The sequence below is a fragment of the uncultured Planococcus sp. genome, from assembly GCF_947501725.1.
Classification (GTDB): Bacteria; Bacillota; Bacilli; order Bacillales_A; family Planococcaceae; genus Planococcus; species Planococcus donghaensis_C.
In genome coordinates, this window is sequence record NZ_CANMXD010000009.1 from 45,136 (window position 1) to 64,750 (window position 19,615).

General features: G+C 48.9%; 21 protein-coding genes and 1 riboswitch. Of the genes, 2 read left to right on the top strand and 19 right to left on the bottom strand.

Features of this window, described 5'->3' with window-relative positions:
* Positions 1 to 4: 4 nt before the first annotated feature.
* The 13 genes from Q0785_RS13670 to Q0785_RS13730 form a co-directional block, all read right to left on the bottom strand.
* A complete protein-coding gene (locus tag Q0785_RS13670; RefSeq protein WP_298830708.1) occupies positions 5 to 748 on the bottom strand; it encodes an SDR family oxidoreductase in 744 nt (247 codons plus the stop codon).
* Between the two features lie 9 nt (positions 749 to 757).
* Positions 758 to 2,179: an FAD-binding protein gene (locus tag Q0785_RS13675; RefSeq protein ID WP_298830712.1), complete on the bottom strand. Its 1,422-nt coding sequence runs from the start codon at positions 2,177 to 2,179 to the stop codon at positions 758 to 760.
* Positions 2,176 to 3,072: an isocitrate lyase/PEP mutase family protein gene (locus Q0785_RS13680; RefSeq protein WP_298830715.1), complete on the bottom strand. Its 897-nt coding sequence runs from the start codon at positions 3,070 to 3,072 to the stop codon at positions 2,176 to 2,178. The genes Q0785_RS13675 and Q0785_RS13680 overlap by 4 nt, the downstream gene beginning before the upstream one ends.
* Before the next feature lie 25 nt (positions 3,073 to 3,097).
* Positions 3,098 to 3,895, bottom strand: a complete 798-nt coding sequence (locus Q0785_RS13685; RefSeq protein WP_298830718.1) for an adenylyltransferase/cytidyltransferase family protein — start codon at positions 3,893 to 3,895, stop codon at positions 3,098 to 3,100.
* Positions 3,896 to 3,916: 21 nt separating this feature from the next.
* A complete protein-coding gene (locus tag Q0785_RS13690; RefSeq protein WP_298830720.1) occupies positions 3,917 to 4,870 on the bottom strand; it encodes a VOC family protein in 954 nt (317 codons plus the stop codon).
* A gap of 667 nt (positions 4,871 to 5,537) precedes the next feature.
* Positions 5,538 to 6,551 (bottom strand): 4-hydroxy-2-oxovalerate aldolase, encoded by a 1,014-nt coding sequence (gene dmpG, locus Q0785_RS13695; protein WP_298830723.1) that lies wholly within the window; start codon positions 6,549 to 6,551, stop codon positions 5,538 to 5,540.
* A 12-nt stretch (positions 6,552 to 6,563) separates the two neighbouring features.
* Positions 6,564 to 7,442, bottom strand: coding sequence for an acetaldehyde dehydrogenase (acetylating) (locus Q0785_RS13700; RefSeq protein WP_298830726.1), 879 nt, complete (start codon positions 7,440 to 7,442; stop codon positions 6,564 to 6,566).
* On the bottom strand, positions 7,439 to 8,230 hold the full coding sequence (locus tag Q0785_RS13705) for a 2-keto-4-pentenoate hydratase (protein ID WP_298830729.1): 792 nt from the start codon (positions 8,228 to 8,230) through the stop codon (positions 7,439 to 7,441). The genes Q0785_RS13700 and Q0785_RS13705 overlap by 4 nt, the downstream gene beginning before the upstream one ends.
* Positions 8,231 to 8,246: 16 nt before the next feature.
* A complete protein-coding gene (locus tag Q0785_RS13710; protein WP_298830732.1) occupies positions 8,247 to 8,723 on the bottom strand; it encodes a flavin reductase family protein in 477 nt (158 codons plus the stop codon).
* 437 nt (positions 8,724 to 9,160) lie between these two features.
* On the bottom strand, positions 9,161 to 10,114 hold the full coding sequence (locus Q0785_RS13715; protein WP_298830735.1) for a VOC family protein: 954 nt from the start codon (positions 10,112 to 10,114) through the stop codon (positions 9,161 to 9,163).
* 54 nt (positions 10,115 to 10,168) lie between these two features.
* On the bottom strand, positions 10,169 to 11,353 hold the full coding sequence (locus Q0785_RS13720) for an acyl-CoA dehydrogenase family protein (RefSeq protein ID WP_298831154.1): 1,185 nt from the start codon (positions 11,351 to 11,353) through the stop codon (positions 10,169 to 10,171).
* A 32-nt stretch (positions 11,354 to 11,385) separates the two neighbouring features.
* Positions 11,386 to 12,243, bottom strand: coding sequence for an alpha/beta hydrolase (locus Q0785_RS13725; RefSeq protein WP_298830738.1), 858 nt, complete (start codon positions 12,241 to 12,243; stop codon positions 11,386 to 11,388).
* 345 nt (positions 12,244 to 12,588) lie between these two features.
* Complete coding sequence (locus Q0785_RS13730; protein WP_298830740.1) at positions 12,589 to 13,221, bottom strand: GntR family transcriptional regulator; 633 nt, start codon at positions 13,219 to 13,221, stop codon at positions 12,589 to 12,591.
* 183 nt (positions 13,222 to 13,404) lie between these two features.
* Between Q0785_RS13730 and moaC the strand changes: the two genes are divergently transcribed.
* Positions 13,405 to 13,893: a cyclic pyranopterin monophosphate synthase MoaC gene (moaC, locus tag Q0785_RS13735; protein ID WP_298830742.1), complete on the top strand. Its 489-nt coding sequence runs from the start codon at positions 13,405 to 13,407 to the stop codon at positions 13,891 to 13,893.
* Between the two features lie 131 nt (positions 13,894 to 14,024).
* On the opposite strand, the gene Q0785_RS13740 is transcribed toward moaC, so the two are convergent.
* The 5 genes from Q0785_RS13740 to modA all read right to left on the bottom strand — a co-directional run bounded on the left by Q0785_RS13740 (position 14,025) and on the right by modA (position 17,765).
* Positions 14,025 to 14,540 (bottom strand): MogA/MoaB family molybdenum cofactor biosynthesis protein, encoded by a 516-nt coding sequence (locus Q0785_RS13740; RefSeq protein WP_298830745.1) that lies wholly within the window; start codon positions 14,538 to 14,540, stop codon positions 14,025 to 14,027.
* Positions 14,541 to 14,558: 18 nt separating this feature from the next.
* Complete coding sequence (locus Q0785_RS13745) at positions 14,559 to 15,578, bottom strand: ThiF family adenylyltransferase (protein WP_298831157.1); 1,020 nt, start codon at positions 15,576 to 15,578, stop codon at positions 14,559 to 14,561.
* Between the two features lie 90 nt (positions 15,579 to 15,668).
* Positions 15,669 to 16,307 (bottom strand): ATP-binding cassette domain-containing protein, encoded by a 639-nt coding sequence (locus Q0785_RS13750; RefSeq protein WP_298830748.1) that lies wholly within the window; start codon positions 16,305 to 16,307, stop codon positions 15,669 to 15,671.
* Positions 16,308 to 16,311: 4 nt separating this feature from the next.
* Entirely contained in the window at positions 16,312 to 16,995 is a 684-nt protein-coding gene (gene modB, locus Q0785_RS13755; protein WP_298830751.1) for a molybdate ABC transporter permease subunit, read from the bottom strand.
* Positions 16,992 to 17,765, bottom strand: a complete 774-nt coding sequence (gene modA, locus Q0785_RS13760) for a molybdate ABC transporter substrate-binding protein (protein WP_298830754.1) — start codon at positions 17,763 to 17,765, stop codon at positions 16,992 to 16,994. Before modA ends, modB begins: the two co-directional genes overlap by 4 nt.
* 226 nt (positions 17,766 to 17,991) lie before the next feature.
* A riboswitch (SAM riboswitch) is annotated at positions 17,992 to 18,103 on the top strand.
* A gap of 80 nt (positions 18,104 to 18,183) precedes the next feature.
* Between modA and Q0785_RS13765 the strand changes: the two genes are divergently transcribed.
* Positions 18,184 to 18,846 carry a sulfite oxidase-like oxidoreductase gene (locus Q0785_RS13765; protein WP_298831159.1) on the top strand — a complete coding sequence of 221 codons (663 nt, stop codon included), beginning with the start codon at positions 18,184 to 18,186 and terminating at the stop codon, positions 18,844 to 18,846.
* A 436-nt stretch (positions 18,847 to 19,282) separates the two neighbouring features.
* On the opposite strand, the gene Q0785_RS13770 is transcribed toward Q0785_RS13765, so the two are convergent.
* A complete protein-coding gene (locus Q0785_RS13770; RefSeq protein ID WP_298830757.1) occupies positions 19,283 to 19,534 on the bottom strand; it encodes a hypothetical protein in 252 nt (83 codons plus the stop codon).
* Between the last annotated feature and the right edge of the window lie 81 nt (positions 19,535 to 19,615).

Consider the following 19,615-nt stretch of genomic DNA (forward strand, 5'->3'; position numbering starts at 1 on the left):
CGTTTTATTTTTGTAAGCTGGCGATCGGCTGTCCTGCACCGAACGCTTCAATCGATGCTGCTGTAACTGCGACCATTTTCGGCAGACATAAGTCAACCACTACATGGGCGATGTCGATCGGCTTGAGCCAGCCGCTTTTATCAACATCCATGCCCAAGTCATCAATCATTCTGGTGTCGACAGGACCCGGATTCACTACATTTACGCGGACGCCATGCGGCTTCAACTCTTCTCCCAAGGCTTTTGAAAATCCGATGATGGCATGCTTGGATGAGATATAGGCACTTCGGTTCGGTCCGCCTTTTGTACCCCAGATCGAGCCGATATTGATGATGACGCCGTCCCTCTGTTCAATCATTCCCGGTACGACTGCTTTGCTCAAGTTGAAAGGGGCATGGACATTGATATCGTGCACCCATTTCCATTCTTCAAGAGTCGTTTCTGTAAATGGCTTGAGGCTCATGACACCGGCATTATTGATCAGGATCGTCACTTTACCAAGTTCATTTTCCACCGTTTCAACTGCTTGTTTCACTGCCTCTTCGTCGCCCACATCGCAAATTACCGCAATGGCCCGGACGCCGTATTGTTCAGTGATCAGATCTACCACTTCCTGGCATTCATCCGCACTTCTTGCACAAACCGCTACATCCGCTCCATATGAAGCAAGGAGAATGCAGGTTTCACGGCCGATTCCACGGCCGCCGCCTGTGACCAGCGCCACTTTCCCTGTTAACAAAAGCTCCACCCCTTTTCATTAAGAATAAGATTTCACGTTTGAAGAAATGTACTCCACTGCATGCTCCCCTGAACGTTTGCCGAATACAAGGCCACGCAACACTGACGTACCGCCAGGGTATTTCCCGTAATAAAGGCCGGTCATCTCTCCTGCAGCGTACAGGCCTGGAATCGCCTCGTTATCATTGGATAAGACGCGGCCGTGCACATCGGTTGCCAGTCCGCCATTGGTGAAGACGTTGCAGCAAATAATCGGATAAGCGATATACGGCCCTTGATCGATCGGTACAGCCCAATTGGATTTAGGTGGTTCGATGCCGACAGCTTTTTTGCCGTCTTTCTTATTCCACAAAAATTCACCAGGCTGTACCGCTTTATTGAAATCTCCGACCGTCTTCGCCAGGATCTCTGCAGGAATGTCCAATTTCTCCGCCAGCTCTTCGATGGTTTCGCCGGTTACAGGCGGCTGTTCGGTTTGTAGCGCTTCCTCGTAATTTGGAATATCGTATAATTTTTGATCGGTGATCATATAAGCGATATGGTTCGGCAGTTCATAGAAAATTTTACGCGCCACGGCTTCATATTGTTCATCGATCGTCGATGCGCCTTCATCGACGAACCGGTTGCCGTTCTGGTCGACAAGGATGGCGTACGGGTAAGTCATGACGCCCGCTTCTTCACGCTTGCTGCGCGGATCGACCGGTTCTGCATGAAAAGCGTCCCATTGCCCTGATCCTCTGGCGCCGAGCTGCATAGCCATGCGGATGCCTTCTCCTTTATTGAAGAGACCGCCTTCAGCAACCGGCGGAATCTTATGGGCATCCCGTCCGATGTACTGCGCCATCATTTCCTGGCTCCCCTGGAAACCACCTGATGCCAGGATGACCGTACTGACATTCAAATCAATCGAGTTGCCGCCTTTGATGCGGATTTTCAGCCCTTCGACTGCGCCTTCTTCATCCAAAGTCAAATTCCAGGCCGTCGCTTCATAGATGATTTCCACACCGAGTGCCCGCGCACGCAGCGACAACGTATCGATCAAGGCGCGTCCGCCGCCGACAGGCAACAAGCGCGGTTTGGCAGATGTCAAAAACATGGTCGGCAAATAGTCGAACCCGACCCCTTTCGATTCGACCCACCGCAAAGTCGGTCCGGCATGGTCGTAAAGTGTTTCAATATATTGGCGATCTGAGAAATTATCCGAGAAGGCCATCATATCTTCCTTGAAGTTCGGTGCCGGCTGGTCGATGGTCTCCATGCGCATATACGCCGCTGTCCAACGCGAGTTGCCGCCCCGGTTATCAAAGTCCGCCCGCTCGATGATGGCGATCTTCAATTGCTGATCCTGTTCCTTCGCTTTTTCTGCAGCTGCCAGAGCCGCCGCTGTTCCTGCTGCACCACAGCCGATAATGGCAATGTCATAATCGATTTCTCTCGTCATCGTTTGCGCGCCTCCTCTAGTACATCAAATTCAAGGTATTGCTTTTCCCATTGCTTGATCTGCTTGAGCTTGAACAGCTCCTGCCGTTCTTCCCACGTACAGATGAACTCATGGATGTTCTCCTGTGACTTGTCCTGCTGCAGGATTCCCAAGCTTTGTTGAATGCCTTTGATAGCTGAACGCAATACGGTATTGGCACATAGCATGATCTGGAAGCCCATCTTTTCCGCTTCTTCAAGCGAAACCAGCGGCGTGCTGCCGCCTTCAACCATATTGATGATATGAGGGATATCCGGAACCTGTGCCGTGATCTGCGTCAGCTGTTCAACGGTGGTCGGGGCTTCAACGAAAATGACATCAGCTCCCGCTTCCTTATAGGCATTGGCCCGGTCGATCGCCTCTTCCATGCCATAGATGGCCAGGGCATCGGTTCTTGCGATGATCGACAAATCTTCAGCTTGCCGTGTATCGACGGCCGCCTTGATTTTATTGACCATCTCTTTTTTTGAAATCACTTGCTTGCCGCCGAAATGGCCGCATTTCTTAGGGGCTACCTGATCTTCAAACTGGATAGCCGAAGCACCTGCCCGCTCCAATTGTTTAACGGTGCGCATCAAATTCAATGCATTGCCGAATCCGGTATCTCCGTCTACGACGATCGGCACATTGGTGACATCCGACATGCGCGCTACCACATCCGCTATTTCTGTGACCGCCGTGAGTCCGACATCCGCCCATCCGAGCTGGGCATTGGAAATTCCGGCGCCGGTTGCGTAAATAGCGGGAAACCCGAATTCTTCGATCATCCGTGCAGTCATTCCGTCATAAGCACCCGGCAGCAAAAATGTGTTCGGCTGCTCGAGCAATTGTTTGAACTGTTTATTTTTCGTCATCCAATCATCCTCTGCCATTGATTTATCAAACGAAGCTGAAGACGTTTTCTTCAACTTCCTTATGCCATTTGATGGTCATGCGTCTGTCTGAAATAAAGCCGATTCGGTTGAAATTGATCTGCCGGTCGGCCGTCACTTGCAGAATACCGGTCATCTCGCGGTCATGGCATTTCAGCGTGACGACGTATTCACCGGCTGCCGGCAAGGTATAATGCGGCAGTAATCCATTTTCCGGACACCATTCGATGGTATAAGCTTCACCCATCATGTTCTGCAGGAACTCGATATCACCAGTCGCCAACTTTTCGCGGATCCGTGTTGAACTGATCTTATCTCCGCAGACTTCCACTTTCGCCACTTCCGTTACACCGAACTGGCCGCCGCCATGATCGGCAAGCGTCTTGACATTTCCCGCTCCTTTAGAGCCGTACGTGTAATCAAATCCGCAGACAACATGCTGCGCGCTTAACCCCACCAGATAATCCTGCACAAACTGTTCGGGAGATAAAGCGGCGAAATCCAAATTGAATTCAACAATCAAGAACAGATCCACACCAAGCTCTGCCAGCCGCTGCTGCTTTTTCTCCAAAGGCATCAAGTAATCGACCTGCACGTTGCCTTTCGACAAAACACTTTTCGGATGCGGGAAAAAGCTCATGACCGACAAGGGCAATCCCAGCAAATCCGCTTTCTTCTTCGCTTCTTCGATAACGGTCCGGTGGCCTTTATGCAATCCGTCAAAAAATCCAAGGGCGATGACATGCGGTGAAAGTTCAAGCTGATGCTGCTGCAAGTTCGTGTAATCGATTTCGATTGTTTTCATGAGAGTTCGCCTCTTTTCTCCTTATTTCGCTTCGATGGTGATATTGTTCAATTCCTTGTCCTGTACTGAATCTCCCCAATACGTATTGCCGACTGCCCGATCTTTCATCGTCCATTCGACCGGCTCCCAGTCTGGTTCGAAGATTAAATAACCGCCTGTGAAGAGTTCTACTCGGAAACCGCTGCCGGGATCCATGACGTACAAGTAAAGAGCCTGTGAAATGCCGTGTTTTCCTGGACCGATAAATTCGATATTATTTTCGCTGAGAATATCCGCCGCCCGCAGGATGTCCTGCGAATCGTCTGACCAATAGGAGATGTGATGGATTCGGGCCGGTGACGGCAACGACGGCTTCTGCGCCAACGCCACATCGTGCACCAATTGCGTTACGCTCATCCAGCCCGCAATGATATCGCCATTGTCATCCCGCAAATACTCACGCATATTGAATCCCAGCTCCTTCAGGAATTCGTAGGTGATGCCGGCATCCGTCGTCGTGTGGATATTGACGTGGTCCAGCCTTCTCGGTGAAATTCCTTTTGCCCAGGCTTTATAAGTCTGGTTTTTCAATACCGATTTCCGGTGTTCCTCGGGCGCTGGGCGCTCGATATCGTAATACAATTCAAAAGTATGTCCACTTGGCAGCTGGAACCGGATCGCTTCACCGATGCCCGGCGTTTCACCAGCCGTGTAATAATCCACTTTTACGCCGTCATTTTCCAGAAGCTCCCGGAACTCTCCAACATCCTTGCGGTTTTTCGTTCGCCAGCCGATGTATTTCACATGGCCGCTGTCCCCTTTTTCAATGGATAAGGTATGATGCTGAAAATCTCCCCATGCCCGTAAATAATGGACGCCATCAATTTCTGTCGTTTCCTCAAGCCCGATCACTTCTTTGAAGAAGTGCAGAGATGCTTCTAAATCTGGTGTCACCAACGACACATAACCCAACTTTGCAATTTCCGGATTCGCCATTTTCTTTTCGCCCCTTTGTATGCGTTTACAATTATTTCTTTCTGTATAAATTTAACTAAAGATTTACTCTAGCCGATACTCCGCAAAACAACTTCGCTTTCGGGCCCGCAGGATGCGGGTCATGCAGTTGGCGCGACAGGACGTCGCGGTGCCAACTGCCAAAGACTCCCGCCCAATCCTCCTCGTCCGCTGCGTTCCCTGCGGTGTATCGGTCGAATCGCTAAGCCGCAGGAGTCTTCGCTGTTTTGCTCCATATCTATGAGAGCTCTCCAACGCCGGTGCGGCTAAGGATCAGATGGAGCAATAAGGCGAGTGTTCTTCACAGCTTATCGTGTGAACCAAGGCACGCCAGAAGAATTTGGTTCACTTTTGCAACAGAGCTTGCGGAGGATCATTGTTCTCTTCTCTAGCCGTCAAATTGGCAGGTAAATGTTCCTTTTTTAGTTCAACTTATATAGCTAATAAAATTTGTAGAATATACTGAAATATTACACAAATCATTTCTTGCATACTAGAGTAGAAATTATCCGTATTGAAGGTGGTTTTCCGGTAGTTTTTATTAGTTTTTCAAACAGAATCATTTTGATATCGGATAAAATGCAGAAAAAAAACGCTGTAAAGAGTGTCTCTCTACAACGTTTCCAATTTCCTCTATATTAAATGCTCGTCATTGCGCCTTCTTCGCCGCAAAACTCTGGGCAACATCATAAATCAAATCTTCCTGCCCACCCACTGCCTTCATGCGGCCGAGTTCCACGAGGATATCACGTTCATCGACACCGAACTTTTCTGCGGCTGTCTGTGTATGGAGCAAAAAGCTCGAGTAGACGCCCGAGTAGCCCATGATCAAGCTGGAGCCGGTAATTTCCTGGGGCCGCTGCATGAACGGGGCCACGACTTCATTCGCCACATCCATGATTTTGTATAGATCGATTCCGGTGCTGTAGCCGAGGCGCTCCAGAACCGCCACCATCACTTCAGTTTGTGTATTGCCGCTGCCGGCTCCGAGAGCGCGAAGGCTGCCGTCGATATAGGTTGCACCGGCTTCCACCGCTGCAACGGTATTGGCCATCGCCATCGACAGGTTGTTATGGCCGTGGAAGCCGATTTCACAGCCCACCGATTGCTTCAATGCCGAGATTCGTTCCGTCACTTCATGCGGCAGCATATATCCCGCCGAATCGGTCACATAAATCACTTCAGCACCATAGCTTTCAAAAAGCTTGGCCTGCTCGACGATTTTCTCGACACTTGCCATATGGGCCATCATGAGAAATCCGACCGTCTTCAACCCCAGTTCCCTGCCGAGTGCGATATGCTGGGCCGCAACGTCCGCTTCCGTGACATGCGTCGCCACACGGACCATTTTCGCCCCTGCTTTCACTGCTTCCTGCAGGTCTTCTTTAATGCCGATTCCAGGAATCAGCAGAACCGATACTTTTGACGTTTTGCAGACATCCGCTGCCGCCTCGATCAGCTTCAGCTCGTCCACTTTCGACAAACCATATTGCAGGGACGAGCCGCCCAGGCCATCGCCATGGGATACTTCAAAATAATTGACGCCTGCCAAATCCAGCCCTTTGGCCGTATCGCGGACATGCTGTTCCGTAAATGCGTGCTTCATGGCGTGACTGCCATCCCGAAGTGTCACGTCCAGTATTTCAAATGACCGTTGCGTCATTGGATTCTCCTCCTAAACCTCCGCAGCCATCAGCTGCTTCGCCATTTCGTTTGCTACTTTCGCCGCTGCTGCGGTCATGATATCCAAGTTGCCTGAATAAGGCGGGAAAAAGTCGCCCGCCCCTTCCACTTCCAAAAAGACCGAAACTTTACGGCCGTCGAACTGGGGTGCTCCGCGCAGACGGTAGCCGGGAACATAGCTTTGCACTTCTTTCACCATGTCATTGATCGACTTGATGACGGCTTGTTCCTGCCCTTCATCAGCCATTAACGCGTGAACAGTATCCCGCATCAGAATCGGCGGTTCTGCCGGATTCAGGATGATGATCGCTTTTCCTTTTTTCGCTCCGCCCACCTGCTCGATCGCTTTAGAAGTAGTATGGGTGAATTCATCGATATTGGCGCGCGTTCCCGGCCCCGCACTTTTGCTGGCGACGGTTGCGACAATTTCTGCGTATTCGACTTCCACTACACGGCTGATGGCATTGACGATTGGAATCGTCGCCTGTCCACCGCAAGTCACCATATTCAAGTTGGGTTTTTCAAAGTGTTCATCCAAATTGACAGTCGGCACAGTGAACGGACCAATCGCTGCCGGTGTCAGGTCGATGACTTTTTTGCCGGCCGCCACCAACAGTTCGCTATGATGCTTGTGCGCCTTCGCAGACGTCGCATCAAAAACGATGTCGACGAGCTCCAGTTTTTCCATCAAGCCATCGATGCCGTTCGCCACCACTTCGTAGCCGCGCTCAGCCGCACGCTTCAACCCTTCGGATTCAGGATCGATGCCCACCATGACGCTCATCTGTAACGCATCGCTGCGTTCGATCTTATACATCAGGTCGGTTCCGATATTGCCGGATCCAATAATGCCTACTTTCAGCTTTTTCACACCCGCTCACCTTCCCTTACAAACGATACCGATACATCGCCAAGCTCCCCGAAGTCAGCTGTAAAATTTTCATCTGCTTCAAATGGAACCGCTTTTGACAACGCACCCGCCAGGATAAAATAACCTGCACGCAGCGTGATACCGTATTCCGCTACCGCATTGGCAAGCCAGGCCACCGCTTTTGCAGGATGTCCCATCACCGCTTCACCATTCGCCGAATCAAACCATTCGCCGTTTCTGTAGGCATTCATTTCAACAGCAGCCAAATCCACATCTTTTGCATAGGTCCGTTTGCTGCCGAATACTGCGCCCGCTGAAGAACCATTGTCCGCTACTGTATCTTCAAATTTGAATTTCCAGTCTTCGATGCGGCTGTCGATGATTTCGATCGCCGGCACGACGTAGTCAGTAGCAGCCAGGACGTCTTCAACTGTGACATTCGGTCCCTTCAGTTCACTCTTCAGGACAAAGGCAATTTCAAACTCGACTTTCGGTTGGATAAACTGCTCCACGTTGACTGAGCTATCCTGTCCAAAAATCATCGAATCCAGGATATGGCCGTAATCCGGCGTATCCACATTGAACATATCCTGCATGACTTTACTGGTCAGTCCGACTTTCAAGCCCTTGATTTCCGCACCTTGCTCCACTTTTTCCTGAATCTGAAGCAATTGGATCTGGTAGGCATCCTCAACAGAAATCGCTTCTGCCGAGGATGTGAATGGAGCAATCGGTTCTTTGTTCTTTTCAGCTTGCTTCAGCTTTTCTGACGCTGCTTGAATATCCATCGAATTCTCCTCTCCCTTATACGACTGGCGCTTTTTCGGCTAACGCATGGTATTGGCCGCTGAAGAAAATCAACGGGTTGCCTTCTTCCAGTTTGATGTCCAGCACTTCACCGATCAATAAGGTATGATCCCCTTCGACATGTTCCGCTACCAGCTTGCAGCTGACTTGCGCCAATGCGTTCGGAATGACCGGATTGCCCGCCAATTCACCGAATGCGACTTTGCTGTCGTCTTTCGCCTGTCCGGCAAACATGCGGGAATAATTCTCCTGATCCGCTGCCAGAATATTCACTGCGAACTTCTGGGAATCCTGCACTTTCGCCAGGAAACGTGCCTTATGCCCAATCGATACGACCACCAGCTTGGGTGTCAATGAAACCGACATAAATGCATTTGCTGTCATGCCTGCAGGCTCGTTTTCAAACTCTGTCGTCAATACGGTGACCCCTGTTGTAAATTTGCCCATTGCGTCTCGGAATAAACGATCATCCATGATGATTCCTCCTCTATTTTTAGTTTTATATAAGTTGAACTAATGATCTTCGCCTTGTGATATTCCACAAACCAGCTCCGCTTTCCTACGGGCTTGCGCCGAACTAACTCGGGCAAAACGCCCGAGTGGATTTCGGCACGTCGCTTTCCCGCGGGAGTCTCCACTGGTTTGCTCCATATCTTTTATTGAATATAGTGAAAGTACACCGAATTCACTATATCTCTTAACGCCGGCGCGCCCAAGGGCTAGGCGAAGCAAGAAAATAGGTGTCCTTTGCCTGGCTTCTTGCGGAAGCCGATGAGGAACCAAGCATTTTTGGGAACTCATTGGCGACGAGCTTGCGCAAGAGCAATCGTCTTTGCTCTACCCAAAGCGACCGAAGCGTTGGTAAAAGCTGTTCTCTCTAATTTAAACTTATCTAGCTAATTCAAGTTGTTCTATGCTTTAATGGTCGGATTATTTTCTGTTTTCGTATCTGTCTGGTCGCCCCAGTAAGTGAATCCAACGTCCATTTCGTCAAGTGTCCAAACAATCGGCTCCCAGTCCGGTTCAAAGATCAGGTAGCCGTTGGTGAAGATTTCAACACGCACTCCACTACCTGGATCGATGGCGTAAATATACATAGCCTGCGAAATGCCGTGCTTTCCTGGCCCCACAAAATGAATGCCGTGCTCTGTCAGGATATCCGCTGCCCGCAGCAGGTCCTGTGCATTATCCAGCCAATAGGAAATGTGGTGGACTTCATTGGTGGAAGCGGCATTCGGGTCATGGCTGATGGCGATATCATGCACTAATGCAGTGACGCTCAACCAGGCGCCGACCAAACTGCCATCCGGTGCCTGTACGCATTCACGCATCTGGAAGCCCAGTTTGTCCATGAGGAAATCCGCCAGCTCATTGGTCGGTAAGGAAGACAGCAAGTTGACATGATCAATGCGTCTCGGCGATACACCGCGCGCCCATGATTTATGCGACTGGTTTTTCAGTACAGAACGGCTTTTCGGATCTGCCAGGGTTTTTTCCATTTCGTAATAGATCTCCAATGTATGGCCGCTTGGCATCTTGAAACGGAACGCTTTGCCTTGGCCGGCTTCGATGCCTTCTTCATTCCACGTGATAGGAGTGCCTGACTCTTCCAGGATTTTTGCAAAACCTTCTACATCCTCCGGTTTTTTCGTGCGCCAGGCAATATGATCCAGCTTCGCTTCGTCACCCTGACGAATAGTCAGTGTATGATGCTCGAAATCTCCCCATGCCCGCAGGTAATGGACGCCATCCCGCTCTTCCGTTTCTTCCAGTCCCAATATTTCTTTAAAAAACCACAATGATTTCTCCAAATCCGTTGATACCAATCCAAAATGCCCCAATTTTGCGATTTCCGGTTTGCTCATCCCAAATTCCTCCTCGTGAGTATCTTTATATACTGAAATTTCAATCTTTTTAGTTTAGACGAAGTACGTATTCGGTTCCTGGCCGCATATGACTCTGCCATATGTCTCAATCAGGCTCGATGGTGTGATGAAGCCGTGCAGGTGCATCGACAGGAAATCACGGTAGACCAGTTGGAACAGGTTATTGTTATAGGAGAACACTGAACCGGCACCTTCTGTCAGCAAGTCGATCGCTTCTTTGCAGAGCTGGTTGACGTAGCCGAAGTCCGCTTTCATACGGATGCCTTCCTCCATCGTCAATTGCAATCCACGAACAGAATAATCATCCAGCATATCGACTGCCCGGTACAGATGAAGCTCGGCAGAATCGATTTTCAGCTGCGCTTGCGCCACTTGCATGTGGGTGATCGGCGCTTCGCTCATTTTTGCGTAGAAGGTATTGCCGATGCCCGCTTTTTCGACGCGCTCCATATGAAGATCCATCGCTGCCTGCGCCAATCCAAGTGCTGGAGCCACGATCGATAAAGTCAATGAAGGAACAAAAGGCGTCTGATATAAAGGAATTTCGCGCAACGGCTCGATCATGTACTCACCTTGTCTCGCCAGGCGATCGAGCGATACCCGATGCTCCGGAAGAAAGACGTTTTCGACTTTCACACTGTTGCTTCCCGATCCTCTTAAACCCATTACATTCCAGTCATTTAAAACAGTCACTTCATGTCTTGGCAGCACCATGATGGCCATTTCCATACCGCCTTTGCCGTCATCCACCGGAAATCCGAAGTAGAACCAATCGGCATGTGGACTGCCGGAAACGAATGGCCATTGTGCTTCTTTGATCATGTAACCGCCTTCCGTTTTCTCAATTTCACATTTGATCGGTTTAAAGTTCCCTGCCAGGATGACATCCTGTCCTTCCCCGAAAATCTCATCCAATGCCTGTTGGCCGAATGCATAGGAAATCATATAATCACGGATGTTGCTAAGTGACACGAACCACCCCGCCGAACCATTGCCGCGGGAAATTTCCGTCACTACTTCTGTATAAGTGCGCATATTCGTTTGGTAGCCTCCGAAGATTTCCGGCCGCAGGACCTTCAACAGTCCATTGCTGCGCAGCTCTTCAATCACTTCATCGGATAATTCGCTATTGCGGTCAATTTCCAAACTCAGGTCTCTTAACTTTGGAATCAACGCTGTTCCGCTTTCCACCAGCATCTTTTTCGTATCTGTCGCCATTTGAGTCAATATAAACACCCCTTATCTATTTTTTAAGCGCGGTTCAATACTTTATTGCGGTTGAAGAAATCCTGAGTCAGTTTGATGAAATTCTCTCTCTGTTCAATCTGTGCCCAATGCCCGCATTGCTTAAAGACATGCAGTTCAGCATTTTCCAGGTATTCCATTACGTACAGGCTGCTTGCCAATGGAACGAAACGGTCCTGGTGTCCATGGATCAAAAAGAATTCGTGCTTCATGCGCTTAAGCGCAGAAGGCGGAACCAGCATATCGGACAATTGTGTCTTACTGAAGTTCTCTTCGTAGGATTTGCGTACTTCCGGACGATTGAACAGTTCCATCCTTTCTTCTACAATGCTGTCCAGCTTGTCTTCCATACCGGTCATATCATACAAGAACCAGCTCAATAAGTTGCGAAGCGCTTTGGCAGTCGGATCTTTATGGAAGTTAGCCAGTTTGCCGAGTTCCGGTGTCGGTTCAGTCAAACCGCCGCCAGCACCCATTAAGACAATGCGGTCGAAACGGTCCGGTGTATCCATCGCCAGGAACAGGGAAATGACGCCGCCCAGTGAATTGCCGACCAGATGAACCTTCTCCAGGTCCAATGCATCCATCAAATTCAACACCTGTTCGATTCGCCAGTTCATCCATTGCGCTCCGTTGGCCGGATACTCTGTCGGATGATCGGTTTCGCCAAATCCGAGGATATCTGGAGCTACAACATGGTAATTCTCGGCGTATTCCGCCAGAACACCCTGCCAGTTCGAACTTGCACTCGCTCCGGGTCCGCTGCCATGAAGGAAAAAGATCGTCTCGCTGTTGCCGGTCCCTCCCTCGTGTATAACTGTTTCATATGTGCCTGTCTGGACTTTCCGTTTCGTGATTGTCATTCTGTCCACTCCCTAAGTAAAATTTTTGATAATTGTATTCAACCTTCTTTTTAATGGAATCAGTTCATTTATCCTTATTTTATGGTCAACTAATATTTCAGTGTGTCTATACGTAGCCCTTTTCCGATAAAATCCAAAGCTTCTGTTTGCTGCTTACACCCTCCCTTTCATCTTCCGCTCCATCCCATGTCCGCTTCAGTAAAACGCTTACATTGTTCTTGTAACTGATTCTATGCGGAATAAACTAAACTTTCAATGATATTTGAAAACTCAATAAATAGTTATCTAATTCCATTTCGTTTTCTGTATATAACCTACTAAAAATGGTCTTGATATCTGTCAGATTCAATCCATATGTCCGTATTTACCAATAATAAATTGCGCAACCCGCATCAAATGCTTTTTCATCAGCAGCTCTGTCAGCTTTGAATCCCCATCACGCAGCGCATAATAAATCATGCGGTGTTCAGCTTGCGACTGTTCACGATTAGCTCCGCGGAACAAGGTTTCGGAAGCATTCAGGTAGTTCAGGTAATCCCAATTGATTTTATTTGCCTGAAAGGCGTAGCTGTTGTTGGCTGCACGGCAGATCATCGTATGGAAATCCCGGTTCAAGTTCTCGTAATCACCCGGTTCAATGGCAGGCTGCTCCATCGCTTCCAGCAGTTTTTTCAATTCCTCAAGCTGAAGCTCATTGATGGACTTGGCCGCCTGCTCTGCTAGGAAAACATCGATATTGACGCAAAGCAGCAGCCTCTCCTGCACTTCCCTCGCATCTGGCCGCCGCACAAAAACGCCGACCTGCGGCGTAATGGTGATATAGCCTTCCCGCTCCAAACGCGACAGCGCCCGGTGAATCGGTGTGCGGCTCATCACCAGCTGCTCCGCCAGACGATTGATGCTGATCGCTTCTTTGACTGAGAATTTTCCTTCAATGATCATTTTCTTGATTTGCTTGTACGCCTGCTCTTCTTTCATCGTTATTGCCCCTCGCTTTGTTTATGTAATGTTCAGACTTTAAGTTGAACTATAGTCGCCAGTTCTTCCACTTGTCAATATAGCTTTGCATGGAGTACAGCCAAAAATAGGTAATTGTTCAAAAGGAAGAGACCTCCCAGCCATGCTATACTGAAATCACTTACTAGTGAAAGGATGATTTCTTTGTCTGAACTGACTCATTTCAATGCCCAGGGACGCGCCAAGATGGTCGACGTCTCCGATAAGAAAGACAGCGTCCGCACAGCCCGCGCCACCACTTCGGTTCTGTTGAACAAAGCGATATACCAGCAGATCAAGGAAGGCACCAATAAAAAAGGCGATGTTTTCGCCGTTGCCCAGGTCGCCGGCATCATGGCCGCCAAAAATACCGCCCAAATCATCCCGATGTGCCATCCTTTGGCTCTCAGCGGAGTAGATATCGAGTTCCAATGGAATGTCGATGAAGACGCCAATCATTTTGAAGTCCTGTTGACAGCCGAAGTCAAAACGAAGGGGCCGACCGGTGTCGAGATGGAAGCACTCACTGCTGCTTCAGCTGCTGCTTTGACGATCTATGACATGTGCAAAGCCGCCGGCAAGGAAATGGTCATCGGGCCGACTATGCTGCTCCAGAAAACCGGCGGAAAATCAGGGGATTACACGCGAGGCTGAATCTACTGAGCTGCCGCAGCAACTTTACTGTTTGATCAATTCCGCAAAAAAAGCCTCAAAAGCTGTCAGTTCGATGACAGCTTTTGAGGCTTTTATCATTTAAGGATGAATGGCTCTTTTTTTTCAGCCGGTTATTCACCAGATTGGCGATGCTTAGTCAGTTCCGAATGGATGTGCTGGATTTCCGGCAAAATCAGGCGTTCCATCGCCAGTTTTACAGCTCCACGGGACCCAGGCAGGACAAATATGGCTTTATCATTGGCCACACCCGCCGCCGCTCGGCTTAAAAGAGCTTTTGTGCCGATGTCTTCAGTAAAACTGACGTAACGGAAGAGCTCGCCAAAACCGTCAATTTCCTTTTCGAACAATGGCTCGACCGCCTCTAACGTGACATCGCGTTTGGCGATTCCTGTTCCACCGGTTGTGATGATTACATCAATTTCATCCTGCTCCAGCCAGTCGGAAATAGCGACACGAATAGCCGCTATATCATCTTCCACTATATCGTAAGCGACAAGTTCCAGCTCTTCATTCCCAGCCAGTTGCTGAACGAGCTGTCCCCCGGTGTCCGTCTCTTTTGTCCGCGTATCGCTGACCGTCAACACTGCTATACGCACGTGTTGGTTCCCTTTGAATGATTCTGACATACAAACTCCCCTTCCTACTCAACCGAATACTTGGTGGTATAATTTCCGGCCTTCTGTCACATTGTGGACGCCGTGAATCAGTAAACGGCCATTTCCGAACAGTACCATGCGGTGGTTAAAGACCTTCAATTCGACAAAATAAGGTGTTCTCCTAACTCCGGCATCCAGCCGGTTGCCCACTTTTTCAGCGTCGTCCAAAGTGATCGGACGATTCGGATCAGGCAGAATCTGCACGGCATCACGACCGCATAAAACGGCATAGGAGTTCACTCCTGCTTCGTTTAGCGACGGGAATACTGCATCTGGCCCGCATGTTTTGCAGGTAGGATCCTTGATGCGCGACACTCCGATATCCAATTGGCTATTGTCCCACATATTGAAGTGATGGATCTTTTTGCGCATCGCTTCACGGTTGCCGCTCAACCATTTCAGCGCTTCTGTACATTGAAGTGCAGCCGTCACCTGAACCGCCGGCGAGATGATACCGACCGTATCACAGGTTTCATTGATGGCTGGCAGCACAGGCAATAGGCAGCGGAAGCAGGAACTTTCTCCAGGTATGAACGGGAAAACCACTCCCGAACTGCCGACACAGGCACCGTAGATCCAAGGTACGCCGTATTTTACAGAAGCATCATTAATCAGCAGGCGAGTTTCAAAATTATCGGTGGCATCCAGGATCAGATCGCTGACAGCAGCCAATTTCTCCATTCCTGCCGCATCCATATGCTCCAGATAAGTGATTAGATGGAGATCACTGCGAATCGCTTTTAACCGCTGCTCCGCAGCCGCCACTTTCGGCAGCATCTGCTGGGCATCCATTTCCGTGAAAAGCTGCTGGCGTTGCAGATTCGACACCTCCACATAATCACGGTCGACTAAATGGATGGTTCCGACACCTGCACGCGTCAGCGTTTCTGCAATCGCCGAGCCCAAAGCTCCGCAGCCTACGATGGTGACAGTCGATAATCCGAGCTTTTCCTGGCCGGTCTGGCCAAGCGGTTTGAATAACACTTGCCTTGAATAGCGTTCATCCACATTCATTCCCACTTTCCCACCGCTTGATCGTCCAAACGGTTTCATCGTTAGTAACACTTTATCATGGCCGATCTATAAATGCAGTCAGCATCAAAATACTGCTTGCTCCGTCATCTGCCCTTTTTCGATTCGGATGATCCGGTCTGCCAATTTCTCAGCATCGGCAATCCGATGCGTTACAAAGATGATCGGTATTTGCCATTGCCGGTGAATCCGCAGCAGTTCGTCCTGGCAGCGATCACGGTTGGCGTCGTCCAAAGCCGAAAAGGGTTCATCGAGCAGCAGGATATCAGGCTGGACGGCCATTGCACGCGTCAACGCCACACGCTGCTTTTCGCCTCCTGAAATCTGGTGCGGGTATTTGGCCAGCAGCCCGGTGATTCCAAGGATTTTTGTAAGTTCGGTAATGGGTGAAGTATCCGCGACTCGCGACAGCGCATATAGAATATTCTGTTCTGCAGTCAGATGCGGGAACAGCGCGTAATCCTGAAACAAATAGCCCACTTTCCTTTTTTGGATTTTAAGCGGCTTCTGCCCTTCCCTGTAAAAATTCCGGCCGTTCAATGAAATTTCCCCTGCATCCGGATGGACAATTCCCGCCAAGCAGTTCAGCAACGTGGTTTTGCCCGAACCGGAAGACCCCACAAGTGCCAGAATTTCCTGTCCCAGTTCAAACTCCATTTCCAAGTTAAAATGATCCAATTGCTTCTGAACATCCACTTTAAGCATCTGCTCACTCCCTGCCGATTCGTATTGCGTTTTTTTTGCGCCAGTAATTGACCCAGGTGATGGCTGCGATCCCAAGCGAGGAAATGATCAGCACCCAAAATAGTGCTTTTTCCATATCCCCCGCTTCATAGGCGAAGTAAATCGCGAGCGGCACCGTTTCCGTCACGCCCGGGATGTAGCCGGCAATCATCAAGGTCGCCCCGAATTCACCGATACCACGTGCAAATGCCAGGATTAATCCTGCCAGAATACCCGACCAGGCAAGTGGAAATGTAATGGTCCGGAAAATCCGCCATTCGGATACGCCCATCGTCCGCGCCACGTTTTCCCAGCGCGGGTCCACTTTTTCAAAAGCGGCTAAAACACTTTGATACATCAACGGCAAAGACACCACAAAAGACGCAATGGCTGCGCCGATCCAGGTAAAGACGACACGAAACCCAAACCACTGCTCCAATAAGATGCCGAGTGGACCATTGACGCCGAACAGAACGATCAAGGCGAAGCCAATGACCGTCGGCGGCAAAACCAAAGGCAGCAGAATCAGGGCTTCTACGAGGCTTTTCCCAAAAAAATCACGCCTGTTCATCAAGCGTGCAAGCGCCAGGCTGACCAAAAATACACATAATGTGGAAATGACCGCGACTCTCAGCGATAACCAAAGCGGAGACAAATCATATGGCATCATGGCGTTTTTCCATCTCCCGGCAAAAAGCCGTAGTCTTCAAGAATGGCCTGGCCTGTTGGACCCGTGACAAAATCCAGAAAAGCCGCAGCAGCCTGCTGATTCTCTGACGCGGTTACAACGGCTCCGGGGTAGACGACAGGATCCCGCTGTCCGGGCACCTCAAGCATCGCTGTTATTTCCCGGGAAATAACGGCATCGGAAGAATAGATGATGCCAAGACCTGCATTCCCGCTTTCTACGTAAGTCACCACTTGCCTTGCGTCTTTGGCATAGATCAGACGCCCTTCAAGCGGCTGCCATAACCCTTGGCTTTCCAATGCCTGCCTTGTATACTCTCCAACCGGCACACTATCAGGCTCTCCAACGGCAATGGTTTCTTCTGCATCCATCACTACTTCCTCAAAATCCACCGATTCCGGGAACTCTTCCAAAGAAGCCAGGACCAGCCGATTTTCAGCAAATGGACTGATGCTTACCGATTCTATGAGCTGCTGCGATTCGAGCAGGTCCATATCCTTTACGCTGGCCGATAAAAACAAATCTGCAGGTGCCCCTTGCTCGATTTGGCTTCTCAGCTTGCTGGATGATCCGTAATTGAAGGATAAGTCAATATCCGGTTCCACCTGCTGAAATTCCTCTTCCATCTTTTTCATAACTTCCGTCAGGCTTGAGGCTGCCGAAACCAAAAGCTCACTGTCGTTGCCAGCCGATGTATTGCTGCAGGCGCTCAGCAGGATGGCTATGCTTATAATAGTTATCATTTTTTTCATTAATAAAGACCCCTTATTCGTTTGAAATGCAGCTCACCGGTTCCGGTAAATTCTCCACGTACCTTTAGTATAACGCCAGCTGAAGAGAAGCTAAATAATTTTGCGAATAATCTTGTAAGAAACAGAGCATTTGAGTAAAATAAAGAGAAACTTCAATCAGTAAAGACTTTTTCACTCTTTACTGATGAAAGCTGAACAAATTCAACAAAAAATTAAATATGCTACATCCTTATCAAGAGAGGCAGAGGGAATGGCCCTACGACGCCCGGCAACCGCCAGTTAACTTAACTGGAATGGTGCCAAATCCAGCAGAAGCACGATGTTCTGAAAGATGAGGAAGAGAATTCACCAGCAGACAACCACTCTTCCCTTTTTCAGCGGAAGAGTTTTTTTATTTTAAGGAGTGATATCTATGAAGTTGAGCAAAGCCGAACGAATCAAAAAAACACGGGTACCCGTAGTGGATCCCGCACTGGCTGAACGCCTGCCACCTGGCCAAGTGCTGACCGAGCGCTTTCCGGTCCTGCACGAAGGCGAAGTGCCGGTCTATGATATGGCCACCTGGACCTTGAAGATCTTTGGCCAGGTCGACAAGGAAGTTACACTGCATTACGACGACTTATTGAAATTGCCACAAACGAGGATTACCCGCGACATCCATTGTGTCACGCGCTGGTCACGCTTCGATAATACCTTTACAGGCGTCCGCTTTATCGATCTGATGAAAGAACTGGGCGTAACACCGAAAAGCGGTTATGTGATGCTTCATGGTGATTATGATTACACCACCAATCTTGCGCTGTCCGACCTCGACCGGGAAGACGTGCTGCTTGCCCATTCACTTGACGGCGAACCACTGACGGCCAAACACGGTTATCCGCTGCGTTTCGTGGTGCCTCATCTGTATTTCTGGAAAAGCGTCAAATGGGTCCGCGGCATCGAATTCATCGACAAAAACCAGCCCGGCTTCTGGGAGCAGAACGGCTTCCACATGAACGGCGATCCGTTTCAGGAAGAGCGCTTTTCAGGTGAAGACCTGGAGATTCCAGAGGATGAATGGGAGAAAAAGGATTTTGACTGACTCTGTTCAGTCTTATGATTCCAAGACAATTGAACTGTCACTTTAAGAGATAATTTGCATCAATTCCAAACTTTGTTTTGCGTATTATTTCAAAGAACCCATCAACCTTTTATGCGAAGGTTGATGGGTTCTTTAGATTATCTATAAAATTTATGGCCGCTTACGATAAACCCACATACGTAAACCCTTTGCTACATTCCCGAAAAAAGTTAGCCCATCAGAGCCGGCTTTTTTATTTAGAATTTTAATTGTTCGCAAAATAAGTATTTTGCGAACAAATGGAGGCTCAGTTAGGTAGCTAACCGATATACATGGTCCTTTTCCCTTTCTCTGTACTCCTCAGCTTACTGGTGAGTATTTGTAGTTTTATCGTCTTCAAAGGTATAACGACAGGATGGTTGTTTGCCGTTATTGCTGCTTTCATAATGGTTCTGTATTAGAGTTGACTAAACTCTGTTCCAATTAATAAAAGATATGCCATTCCTAACATTGCAATATTTGATAGAGTTCCAAAAATGACGTACCATATTTCTTTAGATCCTAAAGTAAACCCTATCCCTAAAAACGAAATTAAACCAATGATTATTGCATCTATTTCATCATCTATAGGTAAAAAGAAGAAAATCATACTTGTTATAGCTGCAATTATTGATAAATCCCCTAATATATTTCTTGTATTTTTCTTCATCACGATTCCCTCCCTACGAAAATGTCCATGACTTAATCTAACTAGCTTTTTAAAAAGGAACTTTAGAAATAGATTCTATAG